Source organism: Halorubrum sp. Ea1, from assembly GCF_002252965.1.
GTDB lineage: Archaea > Halobacteriota > Halobacteria > Halobacteriales > Haloferacaceae > Halorubrum.
On record NZ_NHPG01000108.1, the window covers coordinates 1 to 11,980 of the forward strand.

Annotated in this window: 15 protein-coding genes; 7 read left to right on the forward strand and 8 right to left on the reverse strand. The window is 70.8% G+C overall.

Going from position 1 to position 11,980, the window contains the following annotated elements; all coding sequences use genetic code 11:
• On the reverse strand, positions 1 to 1,663 hold a 1,663-nt coding region (locus tag DJ73_RS12900), incomplete at its 3' end, for an acetyl/propionyl/methylcrotonyl-CoA carboxylase subunit alpha (protein WP_094558159.1).
• Positions 1,664 to 1,804: 141 nt separating this feature from the next.
• Here DJ73_RS12900 and DJ73_RS12905 point away from each other — a divergent pair.
• A complete protein-coding gene (locus DJ73_RS12905) occupies positions 1,805 to 2,023 on the forward strand; it encodes a hypothetical protein (protein WP_094525142.1) in 219 nt (72 codons plus the stop codon).
• A gap of 192 nt (positions 2,024 to 2,215) precedes the next feature.
• On the opposite strand, the gene DJ73_RS12910 is transcribed toward DJ73_RS12905, so the two are convergent.
• Positions 2,216 to 2,578, reverse strand: coding sequence for a hypothetical protein (locus DJ73_RS12910; RefSeq protein ID WP_094558160.1), 363 nt, complete (start codon positions 2,576 to 2,578; stop codon positions 2,216 to 2,218).
• Complete coding sequence (locus tag DJ73_RS12915) at positions 2,578 to 4,122, reverse strand: acyl-CoA carboxylase subunit beta (RefSeq protein ID WP_094525144.1); 1,545 nt, start codon at positions 4,120 to 4,122, stop codon at positions 2,578 to 2,580. Before DJ73_RS12915 ends, DJ73_RS12910 begins: the two co-directional genes overlap by 1 nt.
• Before the next feature lie 343 nt (positions 4,123 to 4,465).
• Here DJ73_RS12915 and DJ73_RS12920 point away from each other — a divergent pair, with 343 nt between their 5' ends.
• The 4 genes from DJ73_RS12920 (at position 4,466) to DJ73_RS12935 (ending at position 6,824) form a co-directional block, all read left to right on the forward strand.
• Entirely contained in the window at positions 4,466 to 5,104 is a 639-nt protein-coding gene (locus tag DJ73_RS12920; RefSeq protein ID WP_094525145.1) for a 50S ribosomal protein L1, read from the forward strand.
• Positions 5,101 to 6,150, forward strand: coding sequence for a 50S ribosomal protein L10 (locus DJ73_RS12925; protein ID WP_094526406.1), 1,050 nt, complete (start codon positions 5,101 to 5,103; stop codon positions 6,148 to 6,150). The genes DJ73_RS12920 and DJ73_RS12925 overlap by 4 nt, the downstream gene beginning before the upstream one ends.
• A gap of 18 nt (positions 6,151 to 6,168) precedes the next feature.
• On the forward strand, positions 6,169 to 6,510 hold the full coding sequence (gene rpl12p, locus DJ73_RS12930; protein WP_094525147.1) for a 50S ribosomal protein P1: 342 nt from the start codon (positions 6,169 to 6,171) through the stop codon (positions 6,508 to 6,510).
• A 122-nt stretch (positions 6,511 to 6,632) separates the two neighbouring features.
• Positions 6,633 to 6,824, forward strand: coding sequence for a hypothetical protein (locus tag DJ73_RS12935; protein ID WP_094525148.1), 192 nt, complete (start codon positions 6,633 to 6,635; stop codon positions 6,822 to 6,824).
• Here DJ73_RS12935 and DJ73_RS12940 read toward each other — a convergent pair.
• Positions 6,805 to 7,512: an SWIM zinc finger family protein gene (locus DJ73_RS12940; protein ID WP_249269144.1), complete on the reverse strand. Its 708-nt coding sequence runs from the start codon at positions 7,510 to 7,512 to the stop codon at positions 6,805 to 6,807. The genes DJ73_RS12935 and DJ73_RS12940 overlap by 20 nt on opposite strands.
• Before the next feature lie 171 nt (positions 7,513 to 7,683).
• Here DJ73_RS12940 and DJ73_RS12945 point away from each other — a divergent pair, with 171 nt between their 5' ends.
• Positions 7,684 to 7,899, forward strand: a complete 216-nt coding sequence (locus DJ73_RS12945) for a hypothetical protein (RefSeq protein ID WP_094525149.1) — start codon at positions 7,684 to 7,686, stop codon at positions 7,897 to 7,899.
• A gap of 13 nt (positions 7,900 to 7,912) precedes the next feature.
• On the opposite strand, the gene DJ73_RS12950 is transcribed toward DJ73_RS12945, so the two are convergent.
• From DJ73_RS12950 to DJ73_RS12960, 3 genes are read right to left on the reverse strand one after another with little or no spacing between them, the layout of a single operon-like run.
• A complete protein-coding gene (locus DJ73_RS12950) occupies positions 7,913 to 9,139 on the reverse strand; it encodes a DNA primase (protein ID WP_094558161.1) in 1,227 nt (408 codons plus the stop codon).
• Positions 9,140 to 9,193: 54 nt separating this feature from the next.
• Positions 9,194 to 9,745 (reverse strand): DUF5518 domain-containing protein, encoded by a 552-nt coding sequence (locus DJ73_RS21020; protein WP_249269145.1) that lies wholly within the window; start codon positions 9,743 to 9,745, stop codon positions 9,194 to 9,196.
• A 7-nt stretch (positions 9,746 to 9,752) separates the two neighbouring features.
• Complete coding sequence (locus tag DJ73_RS12960; RefSeq protein ID WP_094525151.1) at positions 9,753 to 10,430, reverse strand: HVO_2922 family protein; 678 nt, start codon at positions 10,428 to 10,430, stop codon at positions 9,753 to 9,755.
• Between the two features lie 122 nt (positions 10,431 to 10,552).
• Here DJ73_RS12960 and DJ73_RS12965 point away from each other — a divergent pair, with 122 nt between their 5' ends.
• Complete coding sequence (locus tag DJ73_RS12965; protein WP_094558162.1) at positions 10,553 to 11,302, forward strand: pirin family protein; 750 nt, start codon at positions 10,553 to 10,555, stop codon at positions 11,300 to 11,302.
• Between the two features lie 24 nt (positions 11,303 to 11,326).
• On the opposite strand, the gene DJ73_RS12970 is transcribed toward DJ73_RS12965, so the two are convergent.
• Positions 11,327 to 11,980, reverse strand: a complete 654-nt coding sequence (locus tag DJ73_RS12970; protein WP_094558163.1) for a protein sorting system archaetidylserine decarboxylase — start codon at positions 11,978 to 11,980, stop codon at positions 11,327 to 11,329.

Sequence of the window (11,980 nt, forward strand, 5' to 3'; positions counted from 1 at the left end):
CGCCGCCCTCGGCGACGTCGACGCCGTCGTCGCCCCCGTCGTCGGACGTCGCCTGCGGCGGTCGCTGCTTGCGGCCGCCCGCGCCGCTCCCGCCGCTCGCGGGCGTCGGGACCGCGGGCGCGCCGCGCTCCTCGAGCTCCACGTCGAAGCGCTTCCCGTTCACTTCGACGGTGAACTCGCGTTCGGTCACCTCCTCGTCGTCGTCGCTCGACGCCGACTCGGTCCCCCACTTCTCCTGCGCCTCGGCGACCAGCTCCCGGTCGAGCTCCTCGTCGAGGTACTTCGTGGTGTGGGTGCCAGCGACGAACCGCTCGTCGTCGAGCATGAGGCGGTGGAACGGGACGACGGTGACGACGCCCTCCAGGTCGTACTCCGCGAGCGCGCGCTTCGACCGGGCGAGACACTCCTCGCGGTCGGCGCCCCACACGATCAGCTTCGCGATCATCGAGTCGTAGTCGGTGACCAGCTCGTCGCCCTGCCGGAGCGCGTCGTCGACGCGGACGCCGATCCCGCCCGGCGGGTCGTACGTGTCGAGCCGGCCCTCGTTAGCGGGCTGGAACTCCTCCGCGGCGTTCTCGGCGTTGATCCGGAACTCGATCGCGTGGCCCTCCAGCTCGACGTCGCCCTGCGAGACGGAGAGTCCCTCGCCGCTGGCGACCCGGAGCTGCTCTTTCACGATGTCGATCCCCGTCAGCTCCTCGGTAACGGTGTGTTCGACCTGGATGCGCGTGTTGACTTCGAGGAAGTAGAACGGCGTGTCCGGGCCGAGCGGCTCCGACGGGTCGCGGTCGAGGTCCTCCTCGACGAGGAACTCGACGGTGCCGGCGTTCGTGTAGTCGGCCGCGGCGACCCCGCGGCGGGCGGCCTCGCCGATCCGATCGCGGAGCTCGTCGGAGAGCGCGGGGGAGGGGCCCTCCTCGATCACCTTCTGGTGGCGGCGCTGGAGCGAGCAGTCGCGCTCGCCGAGGTGGACGACGTCCGACTCGTCGGCGGGGACGTCCCCGTCGCCCGCGTCCGCGACGATCTGCACCTCGACGTGGCGGGGGTTCTCGAGGTAGCGCTCGAGGTAGACGGAGTCGTTCGAGAAGTACGCCTCCCCCTCGCGCTTGGCCGACGCGAGGGCCTCCTCGGCTTCCTCGGCGCTCTCGACGACCTTCATCCCGCGGCCGCCGCCGCCCCCCTCGGCTTTGATCGCGACGGGATAGCCGTGCTCGTCGCCGAACTCGGTGACCGCCTCGACCTCGGTGACGGGCTCCGTCGTCCCCGGAACGATGGGGACGTCCGCGTCGTCCATCACCCGGCGGGCGTGGGTCTTCTCGCCGAGCCGCTCCATCGCGTCGCTGGCGGGTCCGACCCAGGTGATCCCGTCGGCGTCCTCGACGCGGGCCGCGAAGTCCGCGTTCTCGGCGAGGAAGCCGTAGCCCGGGTGGATCGCGTCGGCGTCGGCCGCGCGCGCGGCCTCGACGACCGTCTCGCCGTCGAGGTACGAGTCGGCGGCGCGGGCCGGGCCGACGTTGTACGCCTCGTCCGCGTACCGGACGTGGCCGCCGTGCTTGTCGGCGTCGCTGTACACGGCGACGGTGTCGACGTCCAGCTCGGCACAGGCGCGCATCACCCGAACCGCGATCTCTCCGCGGTTCGCGACGAGAACCTTATCGAACATTCTTACACCGTCATTCCACGATAACCCACCTCATTCTATCGGTCCGCGACGACGGTCGGTGACGACGATCGTCGTACTCTGTCGGCGCGCGCCGCGGCTTCCCCCGAGACGGTTAAGGGCTGCCCGCTTCCATATCCCGACATGCTCTCGCCCGGAAACCCCTACGTGTTGCCGTCGACGCTGGTCGCGGCGGGCGCGTACCTCGCCGCGACGCTCCTGACGGACGCCTCGATACTCGTCCGAATCGGGATCCTCGTCCTCCTCGCCGGCGTCGTTCCGATCGTTCTCAACCGGGTCCTCGGCGGATCGCCCGCGGGGACCGCCGCGGAGGAGGGCGCCGAGGAGCCGCCCGAGGCGTGACCACAGATATATATGTTATCCAACGTATCTTCTAACGCTCCCTGAGAAGGGTTGGCGTGGCAAGGCGCTCGGCGGGCGTCTCGCCGGGGAATGCACGCGCTCGGGCGCTCTCGCGTCCGGGGTAGCCGTTCGAAACCCGGACAGCCGCGGCGCCGCCTCGATACGCCGGGTTCGGCGGACGGGGCGTTCCCGTCAGAAGCGGTCGGCGCGGCCGGCCGCCGTCCACGGGTCGGTCGGCGCCTCCGTCGGCACGCGGACCGACCGGCCGGTGAGGCGGTCGACCCGGTCGGCGAACGCCCACCGCTTCCCCTCCCACCCGGTCTCCTCGTCGGTCGCGGCCGCCGCCGCGGCCAACTCCCCGTCGCGGAGATGCGCCGCGACCGCGGCGGCGATGGCGGCGGCCTCCGCGTCGTCGGCGTCGTCGGGGACGGTCAGCCCGTCGAGGACGGCGGCGACCGCTGGGCCGTTCGGTCCGCTTTCCGCGTCGGCCGAGGCGGCGTCCGCGTCGGTCGAGGCGGCGTCCGGGTCGGACGGGTCGGGCGAGTCGGTCGCCATCAGATCGGGATGTTGCCGTGTTTCTTCTCGGGCCGGTCCGAGCGCTTCCCCTTCAGCATCTGGAGGTCGTCGATCAGGCGCGCTCGCGTCTCAGCGGGCTCGATGACGTCGTCGACGAAGCCGCGGTCGGCGGCGCTGTACGGGTTCGCGAACTCCTCGCGGTACTCGTCGATGAGCTCCTGCCTTCGCGCGTCGGGGTCGTCGGCCGCCGCCAGCTCCTCGCGGTAGAGGACGTTGACGGCGCCCTTCGGCCCCATCACCGCGATCTCGGCCGTGGGCCACGCGTAGTTGACGTCGCCGCCGATGTGCTTCGACGACATCACGCAGTAGGCGCCGCCGTACGCCTTCCGGGTGATCACGGTGAGGAGGGGGACCGTCGCCTCGGAGAAGGCGTACAGCAGCTTCGCGCCGTGGCGGATGATCCCGTTGTGCTCCTGGTCGGTGCCGGGCATGAAGCCGGGCACGTCCTCGAAGGTGAGGATGGGGATATTGAACGCGTCGCAGAAGCGGACGAAGCGCGCCCCCTTCTGGCTCGACTCGATGTCGAGGGTGCCGGCGTTCACCCGGGGGTTGTTGGCGACGATCCCGATCGAGTGGCCGTCCAGCCGCGCGAAGCCGACGACGACGTTCTTCGCGAAGTTCTCCTGCACCTCGAAGAAGGAGCCCTCGTCGACGACGCTGCCGATCACCTCCTTCATGTCGTACGGCTTCCGGGGGGCGTTCGGAACGATCTCGGCCAGCTCCTCGTCGGCGCGCTCGGGGTCGTCCCACGGCTCGACGCGGGGCGGGTCCTCGACGTTGTTGGCGGGGAGGTACGAGAGCAGCCGCGCGATGTCGTCCAAGGCGTCCTCCTCGCTCTCCTCGGCGAAGTGGGCCACGCCCGAGGTCGACGTGTGGGTGACGGCGCCGCCGAGCTCCTCGAAGCTCACCTCCTCGCCCGTCACCGTCTCGATGACGTCCGGGCCGGTGATGAACATGTGCGAGGTGTCCTTCACCATGAACGTGAAGTCCGTGATTGCGGGCGAGTACACCGCGCCGCCGGCGCACGGCCCCATGATCGCCGAGATCTGTGGGATCACGCCGGACGCCTCCGTGTTGCGCCGGAAGATCTCCGCGAAGCCGCCGAGCGAGGCGACCCCCTCCTGGATCCGGGCGCCCGCGGAGTCGTTGAGCCCGACGACGGGCGCCCCCACGTCCATCGCCTTGTCCATCACCTTGCACACCTTCTCGGCGAACACCTCGCCGAGCGACCCGCCGAAGACGGTGAAGTCGTGGGCGAAGACGAACGTCTTCCGCCCGTTCACTTCGCCGTATCCGGTGACGACGCCGTCGCCCGGGATCTGCTGTTCCTCCATCCCGAACTTGTGGGTCCGGTGGGTGCGGAACCGATCGAACTCGTGGAACGTCCCGTCGTCGAGGAAGTAGTCGACGCGCTCGCGCGCGGTCATCTTCCCCTTCTCGTGTTGGGACTCGATCCGGTCCTCGCCGCCCCCCAGCGCCGCCCGTTCGCGGCGCTCGCGGAGGTCCTCGATGCGGTCGTCCATCGTCACGCCGGACCACCCTGAGTCATTACCTCGTGGGTCGACCAGCGGCGTCAAAAGGGTTCCCCTATCCGACGTTTCGGAGTTCGACGCGCGTCGAATCCGGAGACCGCGTCGGGTTCCGCGTCCGCCGCCGCGGCGGCCACCTCGCTTCGGCGGCGATCGCCTCTCTCCCGGTGCGGACGTCGCCCGTCCGGCCTCGACCGCCCGCACGAGCCCTGTCGCCGATTCGCACGGGCACGGGCGGTTCGACGCTTTTAAACCTCGGATGGACCACTCTCCGGTGAGACAGGCTTCGCCTGTTTCACTGACCCGTAGGAGCGACCTGCGTACTACGGAGGTGAAAATGGCAGACACAATACAAGAGGCCGTAACTCTCGCACTCGACGATGCGCCCGAGCGGAACTTCCGCGAGACAGTGGACATCGCGATCAACCTGCGAGACCTCGACCTCAACGATCCGTCGAACCGCATCGACGAGTCCGTCGTGCTGCCGGCTGGAACGGGGCAGGAGACACAGATCGTCGTCTTCGCGGAGGGCGAAACCGCCGTCCGCGCTCAGGAAGTCGCTGATGAAGTGCTTGACAGCGACGACCTCGAGGATCTCGGAGACGACGACGACCGCGCAAAGGACCTGGCCGGCGAAACCGATTTCTTCGTCGCGGAGGCCAACCTGATGCAGGACATCGGTCGGTACCTCGGTACCGTCCTCGGTCCGCGCGGGAAGATGCCTACCCCACTACAGCCGGACGACGACGTCGTCGAGACCGTCAACCGGATGAAGAACACCGTGCAGCTCCGGTCCCGCGACCGGCGCACGTTCCACACCCGCGTCGGCGCCGAAGACATGGGCGCCGAGGCGATCACGGACAACATCGACGTCATCATCCGGCGACTCGAAGCGGACCTCGAGAAGGGGCCGCTCAACATCGACGGGATCTACGTGAAGACCACGATGGGTCCCGCTAGGGAGGTGCCCGTATGAGCTCGGTCCGCAAGACCGAGACGATCCCGCAGTGGAAGCAGGACGAGGTCGACGAGCTCGTCGAGTTCATCGACTCGTTCAACTCCGTCGGGGTCGTCGGCGTCGGCGGCATCCCGAGCCGACAGCTCCAGGCCATGCGCCGCGAGCTGCACGGCTCGGCCGATCTCCGCGTGAGCCGGAACACCCTCACCGTCCGCGCCCTCGAAGAGGTCGACGACGGCGTCGAGGAGCTGACCCAGTACGTCTCGGGTCAGGTCGCGCTCATCGGCACGAACGACAACCCGTTCGGCCTCTACAAACAGCTGGAAGCCTCGAAGACCCCCGCCCCCATCAACGCGGGCGAGGTCGCCCCCAACGACATCCTCATCCCCGAGGGTGACACCGGCGTCGACCCGGGACCGTTCGTCGGCGAGCTCCAGACGATCGGCGCGGCCGCGCGCATCCAAGACGGCTCGATCATGGTCACCGAGGACTCCACGGTCCTCGAGGAGGGCGAGGTCGTCGACGAGGACCTCGCGAACGTCCTGGTCGAACTCGGCATCGAGCCGAAGGAAGTCGGGCTCGACCTCAAGGGCGTCTACTCCGAGGGCGTCCTGTTCGAGCCGGACGAGCTCGCGATCGACGTCGACGAGTACGCGGCGGACATCCGGTCCGCCGCCGCCGCCGCGCGCAACCTCTCGATCAACGCCGAGTACCCGACGGCCGCCACGGTCGGCAGCCTTCTCGCGAAGGCGTCCGGCGAGGCGAAGTCCGTCGGCCTGTACGCGGAGATCGAGAGCCCGGACGTCGTGCCCGACCTCATCGGGAAGGCCGACGCCCAGCTGCGTGCGCTCGCGGCCCAGATCGACGACGAGGAGGCGCTCCCCGAGGAGCTGCAGGGGGTCGAGGCGGCCCCGGCTCCGGAGACGGACGACGCCGACGAGGAGGAACAGGCGGAGGAAGACGACGACACGGACGACGCTGAGACGACCGACGACGCCGCCGACGACGCCGACGAGGACGACGGCGACGACGGCGGCGACGGTCTCGGCGCGATGTTCGGCTAACACTACGAGGATACACCAATGGAATACGTTTACGCTGCGCTCATCCTGAACGAGACTGGCGAAGAGATCAACGAGGAGAACATCACCGGCGTGCTGGACGCCGCCGGCGTCGACGTCGAGGAATCCCGCGTCAAGGCGCTCGTCGCCGCGCTGGAGGACGTCGACATCGAAGACGCCATCGAGACGGCCGCCGCGGCGCCCGCCGCCGGCGCCGCCGCTGGCGGCTCCGCGGACGCCGCGGAGGCCGACGAGGCCGACGACGAGGCCGACGAGGCCGACGAGGCAGAGGAAGCCGCGGACGAGGAAGAGGAAGACGACGACGAGGACGGCGGCGAGGGCCTCGGCGAACTCTTCGGCTAACCTCGGACGCACCGCGACCGACCGTCGCGTCGACCGCACCCATTTTATGCCGACGCCGCTATCCGGAGTGATAACGTCGGGCGCGCCTTTTTATATCGATCGCCGGAAGTCACGGCCGTCCAATGAAGATCGTCGACGGCGACAAGGTCGAGTGCGACCGTTGCGAGTCGGTGCTTCCCATCGGAGACGCCTCGCTGCTCGAGAAGGAGACGAACCGCGACTACGAGCGGACGCTGTGCGCGGACTGCCTCGGCGCCGTCGGCGTTCCGCAGGGGTACACGCTGCGGCGCGACATCAGCCACCTCGCTGGGTGAGCCGCGAGGCGGGGAAGGCGTACCGCTCGCAGTCCGACAGGCCGCGCCCCGGCCGGACCGCGTCGACGTACACGGCCTCGACGACGGGTTCGTGCGCGCCGTACGCGGCGTTCGTGGCGTACTCGTCGACCGTCCGGTCCTCCTCCGTCCGGTAGGCGTCGGCCCGCTCGGTCGTGACCGCGACGACGACGAGGCGCTCGCCGCTCTCGCGGTCGCGGACGGCGTCGCCCGGATCGAACGCGTGGCGCGAACAGAGGTGCGATCCCGGGTCGTCGAGCGGGACGAACGTCTCCGCCCCGCAGACGGCGCAGGCTCCCACGCGCTCGTCCGGGGCGGGGACCGACCCCGCGGTCACCTCCATGGCGACCCGCCGGAGGTGTTTACACCGCGAGCCGCGGATCGCGTGGTCGGGACAGGTGCAGGTGCCGGCGTCGAGCGCGACGACGTAGGTGCCGCCGTCGGTCTCGACGACGTACCGCCGGTCGCGGAGGGGCCGCACCGTCATCTCCTCCGCGGCGGCGCGCGCCGACCGGTCGTCGGCGTCGGCGTCGGCGCCCGGCGAGCGGTCGGTCTCGTCGTCGACCGCGGCCGAGTCGCGTCGATCCGGCGTTCGCTCCGCCGGCGGCGCGGCTCGGGCGGCGTCCGGTTCGGGGACCGTCGACGCGGGCGGGTCTCGGGGGTGCGTCATGGGTGACCGCGAGGGGGACCCTCGCTTCCCGTGAAAATAGGCCCCGTAAACGGTTAAATTCGCCGCTGAAGGGGGTCGAGCGTCAGATATTCCGGACACGGTCGCCGGAGCCGTCGGACCCCGGCCGCCCTCATCGAAGTCCTTTTTTAGCGGCGACGGAAACTCGCGGGCATGGAAATCGACGCGGAGCTTCGTCGGCAGATCACGGTCTCTCTGGCGGCGGCCGCCGTTTTCATCGTCGGGCTGGTCGGGATCGGGGTCACCTTCGGCGGGTCGGCCGGACTGCCGGCGTCCGGCGCGCTCGCGCTCGTCGGACTGCTGGCCGGGTTCGTCCTGTTGATGGCGCTCGTCGGCGCGTACCTCATCCGCGCGAGCGACGAGGCGTAGGCCGGCGGCGCGGTTACTTCGTTCCGCCGGCGTCCGTGGTTTCTCCGGCGTTCGTGGATTCTCTGCCATCCGTGGCCTCGTCCGCTTCCGCCTCTCCGCTCTCGTTCTCCCCGTTCCCGGCCTCGCGCTCTCGCCAGTCGGTGATCTCGTCGGCGGCCGCGACCCGCTTCTCGTAGTACGCGAGGGGGTCGGCGGCCACCTGCATGTGGTCCTCCTCGTTGTGGCAGATCCCGTAGTTCGCCAGCGTCTCGCAGGTGGGCGGCGGGTACTGCGTGCCGCGGTCGTCTTTTAAATACTCCGTCTGGTAGCGGATCCCCTCGGCGTCGAGGCTCGTGTCGGCGCAGAACGTCACCACCTCGTCCGGGGTCATCCCGATCCCGACGAGGAACGCCATCAGCGCGAACGACTCCGGCGGCGAGAGGTCCGCGTCGCGCTCGGCCTTCTCGATCAGGTTCGTCATGCACGGCGGGAACAGCTCGGGGGCGACGACGTCGACCGGCCCCGTGTAGCTCCGCTCGGAGAGCAGGCGCTTGAGGTCGGCGACGCCCTCCTCTAACTCCGCGGCGATCCCCTCGCCGGCCGCCAGCTCGAACGGGAGCCCCTCGCGCACCCGCTCCTCGACCGCGGCCTCCAGCGCGTCCAGCAGCTCCCCGCGGGAGACGCGCACCGCGCCGTCGGCGAGCGCGCGGTTGACCAGCCGCCACGACTCGCCCCACGACGGCGACGTGAGCCGGAGGTACGGGCCGACGTCGATCCAGTAGTTGGCGGGGTCGCGGTCGGGGGCGCCGACGCCGGCGCCCGAGGCCGATCGCGGCGACTCCGGGCGGACCGCGTCGGCGAGCTCGAACTCGGCGAGCACGTCGCCGAGGGCGACGGTCGGCGTCGACACCGACCGAAGCTCGTCGTCGGTCGCGAGGTCCCCGCGGATCCGGTCGACCGCGGTCGCGGCCTCCGCGGCGGCGTACTTCTCGATGGCGGGCTCCGAGTCCAGAAGCGAGACGAGGATCCGCGCGACGGGGTACGAGAGCAGCTCCGCCTGCACGTCGTAGGCGGACTCCCCGGGGAACCCGCCGCTCTCGGACTCGACCGTCCCGTCCATCAGGGCGCGCTCGACGCGCTCGCGCCCGCGCTCGACGGCGGGCGCGTCGGCCGCGACGAGTTCCGGCAGCGACACCGCGGCGTCGGCGACGGCCTCGCGGGCGGCCGCGAAGAACGGGTACTTGGCGTCGAGCGCGTCCATGTCCGACCCGAGGTAGCGACGGGCGTCGAATAAGCGGTGCGGTCCGCGGTCGCGCTACAGCTCCCCGCGGAGGTAGTGGCCGAGGTAGCCGCCGACCACGCCCGAGCCGAGGGTGTAGGCGGCGCCGACCCCGACAACGAGGAGCGCGAAGACGCCGAACTCCGCCGGCGCTCCGGCGAACCCGAACAAGAAGAGGAGGAAGGCGACCACCGCGACGAACGGGAGCGTCATGACCGCGCCGGCGACCGCGCCCGTCTTGAGCGCGTCGGCCGACGTGCCGCCGCAGAGGTAGCCCGCGAGCGCGCCGCCGAGGACGGTCGCGAAGGGGACGAACGACAGCACCGACCCGGCGATCCCGCCCAGCAGACCGTAGAGGAGGATATCGCCCAGATCCGCGGGCGCGTCGTCCCCGGGCGAGAGGTACCCGCCCGAGTCGTCGTCCGGGTCGTATCGATCGCCGGCGACGCGGCGGTCCGAGGCGTCTCGGCTCTGCGCGTCGCTGGCAGTGGGGGCCGCTCCGGCATCACCGGTGGTCGGCTCTGCTCTCGTGTCGTCGGTGGAGGGCTCTACTCCCGCGTCGTCGGTAGAGGAATCGTCGGGGACCATGACCGCCTCACTCCTCGTCGTCCTCGGCCGGCTCGTCGCCGTCGAGCTCTTCGACGAGCGCCCCCGGTGCGTTCGACTTCACGCTGTTGAGCCCCTGTTTCGCCTTCTGCTTCGAGGCGTACCCCTGTCCGCCGTCGGCGATGACGTTGCCGTTGTCGTGGCGGAGCCGCCAGCGGTACTCGCCGGCCTTGTCCCTGAACAGCTCGAAGACGGCGTCGCTCCCGCCATCCTCGGGCGGCTCCTCGTCGCGGCTCTCGTCGATCACGTGCGCGCCCGGCGCGTTCCGCTGGACGCTCTCGATCCCCGACCTCGCGTCGCGCTTGTCCGCGTACCCCTCGCCGCCGTCGGCGATGATGTTCCCGTTGTCGTGGACGAGGCGCCAGCGCCACTGATCGGCGCTGTCGGCGTACAGCTCGAAGGCCGCCTTGCTCGCGGCGGCGTCGACGTCGACCGCGCCCTCCGCCTCGTCGAACTCGACCTCCACCTCGAAGTGGACGGTGCCGTCCTCGCGTTCGAGCTCGACCTCGACCTCGGACTCGGCGGCGGGGTCGACCGTCACCGTCCCGGCGTCGTCGACCGGGAGCGGCTCGCCGCGACCGAGCGCCTTCGCGATGCGCCGGAAGTACGTGGCCAGGGCCTGTCGACTCCGCGACCCCTTCGACTCGTGGATCGTCTCTTCGGGCATGCACGATCCGTGTCGCAGGGGGCACACAAAACGCTATGCCCGCGGGCCCGCCGCCCGTCGCTCCGCACCGTCTCGGCCACCGCCGACGAGACCGTTATGCGTGCCGAACCGGTGGGTCACGTATGGTCACCGACGAAACGGCGGGCGACGGCGGCGGAGTCGTCCCGGGCGAGCCGGTTCGCCACGGGACCGGCGTGAACTCGAACCGCGCGTTCCCGACCGGGAGTCACCCGGCGAACCTCGACCCGTTCGTGCTGTTCGAGCGGTTCCACATCGAGCCGGACACGGGGTTCCCGATGCATCCGCACAAGGGGTTCGAGATCGTCTCGTACATGATCGAGGGCGGCATGGAGCACGCGGACTCGCTCGGCGTCGAACACACCGCCCGCGAGGACGAGGCGATGCGGATCACGGCCGGGGGCGGCATCCGTCACTCGGAGTTCCCCGCCGACGGCGCGGCGTGCAATGGGCTCCAGCTGTGGGTGAACCTCCCGCGGGACGAGAAAGATGTCGACCCCGACTACGTCGACGCGAGCGCGGCGGCGCTCCCCACCCGAGAAACCGACGGCGCGACCGTCACGACCGTCGTCGGCGAGGGGTCGCCGATCGACCTCCACACCCCGATGGAGTACCTCGACGTCCGCGTCGACGACGAGTGGACGTGGGCGGTGCCGGACGGGTGGACCGGCTTCCTCTACGGGGTCGCGGGGAGCGGGTCCGTCGAGGGCGACGCGTTCGGGGAGGGCGACGTCCTCGCGACCCGCGAGGGCGGCGAGTTCGCGGTCGCGACCGACGGCGGCCTCCGGCTCGTCGCCGTCGCGGGGCGGCCGCACGGCGAGCCGATCCGGCAGCAGGGGCCGTTCGTCCTGTAGGAAACCGCCGTGCGAGGTGGTCGCTCACTCCCGCTCGTCGACGGCCGACTCCCGCTCGGCGATGATCGTCTCGCCCGCGCGGACGGTGTCGCCCTCGCGCGCGAGCAGGTCGTCCTCGTCCACGTCGGCGGGGAGGATCACGTCGGCGCGCGAGCCGAACGAGACGTGGCCGACCCGCTCGCCGCGGTCGACGGTGTCGCCGGGCTCCACGGCGGGGTGGATCCGGCGGGCGAACCAGCCGGCGATGACGAGCAGCTCGTACTCGCCGAAGTCGATCGCGACCTGCTCGTTGCGGTCGGACTCCTTGCTGAACGCGGGGCGGTTCGCGCCGGGGCGGTGTCTCACCTCGCGGACCTCGCCGGCGATGGGCGCGCGGTTCACGTGGACGTCGGTGACGTTCATGAACACGCCGACCCGCAGCCGGTTCCCCTCCTCGCGCACGACCGAGACGATGCCGTCGGCGGGCGCGACGACGGTCCCGTCGGCGTCCGGCGGCTCCCGGTCGGGGTCGCGGTGGAACCAGAGGACCCCGAGCGCGAGCGCGACGAGGGCCGCGCCGACCGGGGGGAAGAGAGGGAGCGTCGCGGCCCCGGCGAGGGCGGGAACGAGCGCGAGCCGCCACGCCTCGTCGACGACCGGGAACGGGAGCACGCGCGCGATGGGCGGGTTCCGGGCCAT

Coding starts and splice junctions, on each gene's coding strand:
- DJ73_RS12945 (WP_094525149.1), top strand. CDS start 7,684: ATGGAAATCGACGCGGAGCTTCGTCGGCAGATCACGGTCTCTCTGGCG.
- DJ73_RS12905 (WP_094525142.1), top strand. CDS start 1,805: ATGCTCTCGCCCGGAAACCCCTACGTGTTGCCGTCGACGCTGGTCGCG.
- DJ73_RS12915 (WP_094525144.1), bottom strand. CDS start 4,122: ATGGACGACCGCATCGAGGACCTCCGCGAGCGCCGCGAACGGGCGGCG.
- DJ73_RS21020 (WP_249269145.1), bottom strand. CDS start 9,745: ATGGTCCCCGACGATTCCTCTACCGACGACGCGGGAGTAGAGCCCTCC.
- DJ73_RS12925 (WP_094526406.1), top strand. CDS start 5,101: ATGAGCTCGGTCCGCAAGACCGAGACGATCCCGCAGTGGAAGCAGGAC.
- DJ73_RS12970 (WP_094558163.1), bottom strand. CDS start 11,980: ATGGCCCGGAACCCGCCCATCGCGCGCGTGCTCCCGTTCCCGGTCGTC.
- DJ73_RS12935 (WP_094525148.1), top strand. CDS start 6,633: ATGAAGATCGTCGACGGCGACAAGGTCGAGTGCGACCGTTGCGAGTCG.
- DJ73_RS12950 (WP_094558161.1), bottom strand. CDS start 9,139: ATGGACGCGCTCGACGCCAAGTACCCGTTCTTCGCGGCCGCCCGCGAG.
- DJ73_RS12940 (WP_249269144.1), bottom strand. CDS start 7,512: ATGACGCACCCCCGAGACCCGCCCGCGTCGACGGTCCCCGAACCGGAC.
- DJ73_RS12920 (WP_094525145.1), top strand. CDS start 4,466: ATGGCAGACACAATACAAGAGGCCGTAACTCTCGCACTCGACGATGCG.
- DJ73_RS12960 (WP_094525151.1), bottom strand. CDS start 10,430: ATGCCCGAAGAGACGATCCACGAGTCGAAGGGGTCGCGGAGTCGACAG.
- rpl12p (WP_094525147.1), top strand. CDS start 6,169: ATGGAATACGTTTACGCTGCGCTCATCCTGAACGAGACTGGCGAAGAG.
- DJ73_RS12965 (WP_094558162.1), top strand. CDS start 10,553: ATGGTCACCGACGAAACGGCGGGCGACGGCGGCGGAGTCGTCCCGGGC.
- DJ73_RS12910 (WP_094558160.1), bottom strand. CDS start 2,578: ATGGCGACCGACTCGCCCGACCCGTCCGACCCGGACGCCGCCTCGACC.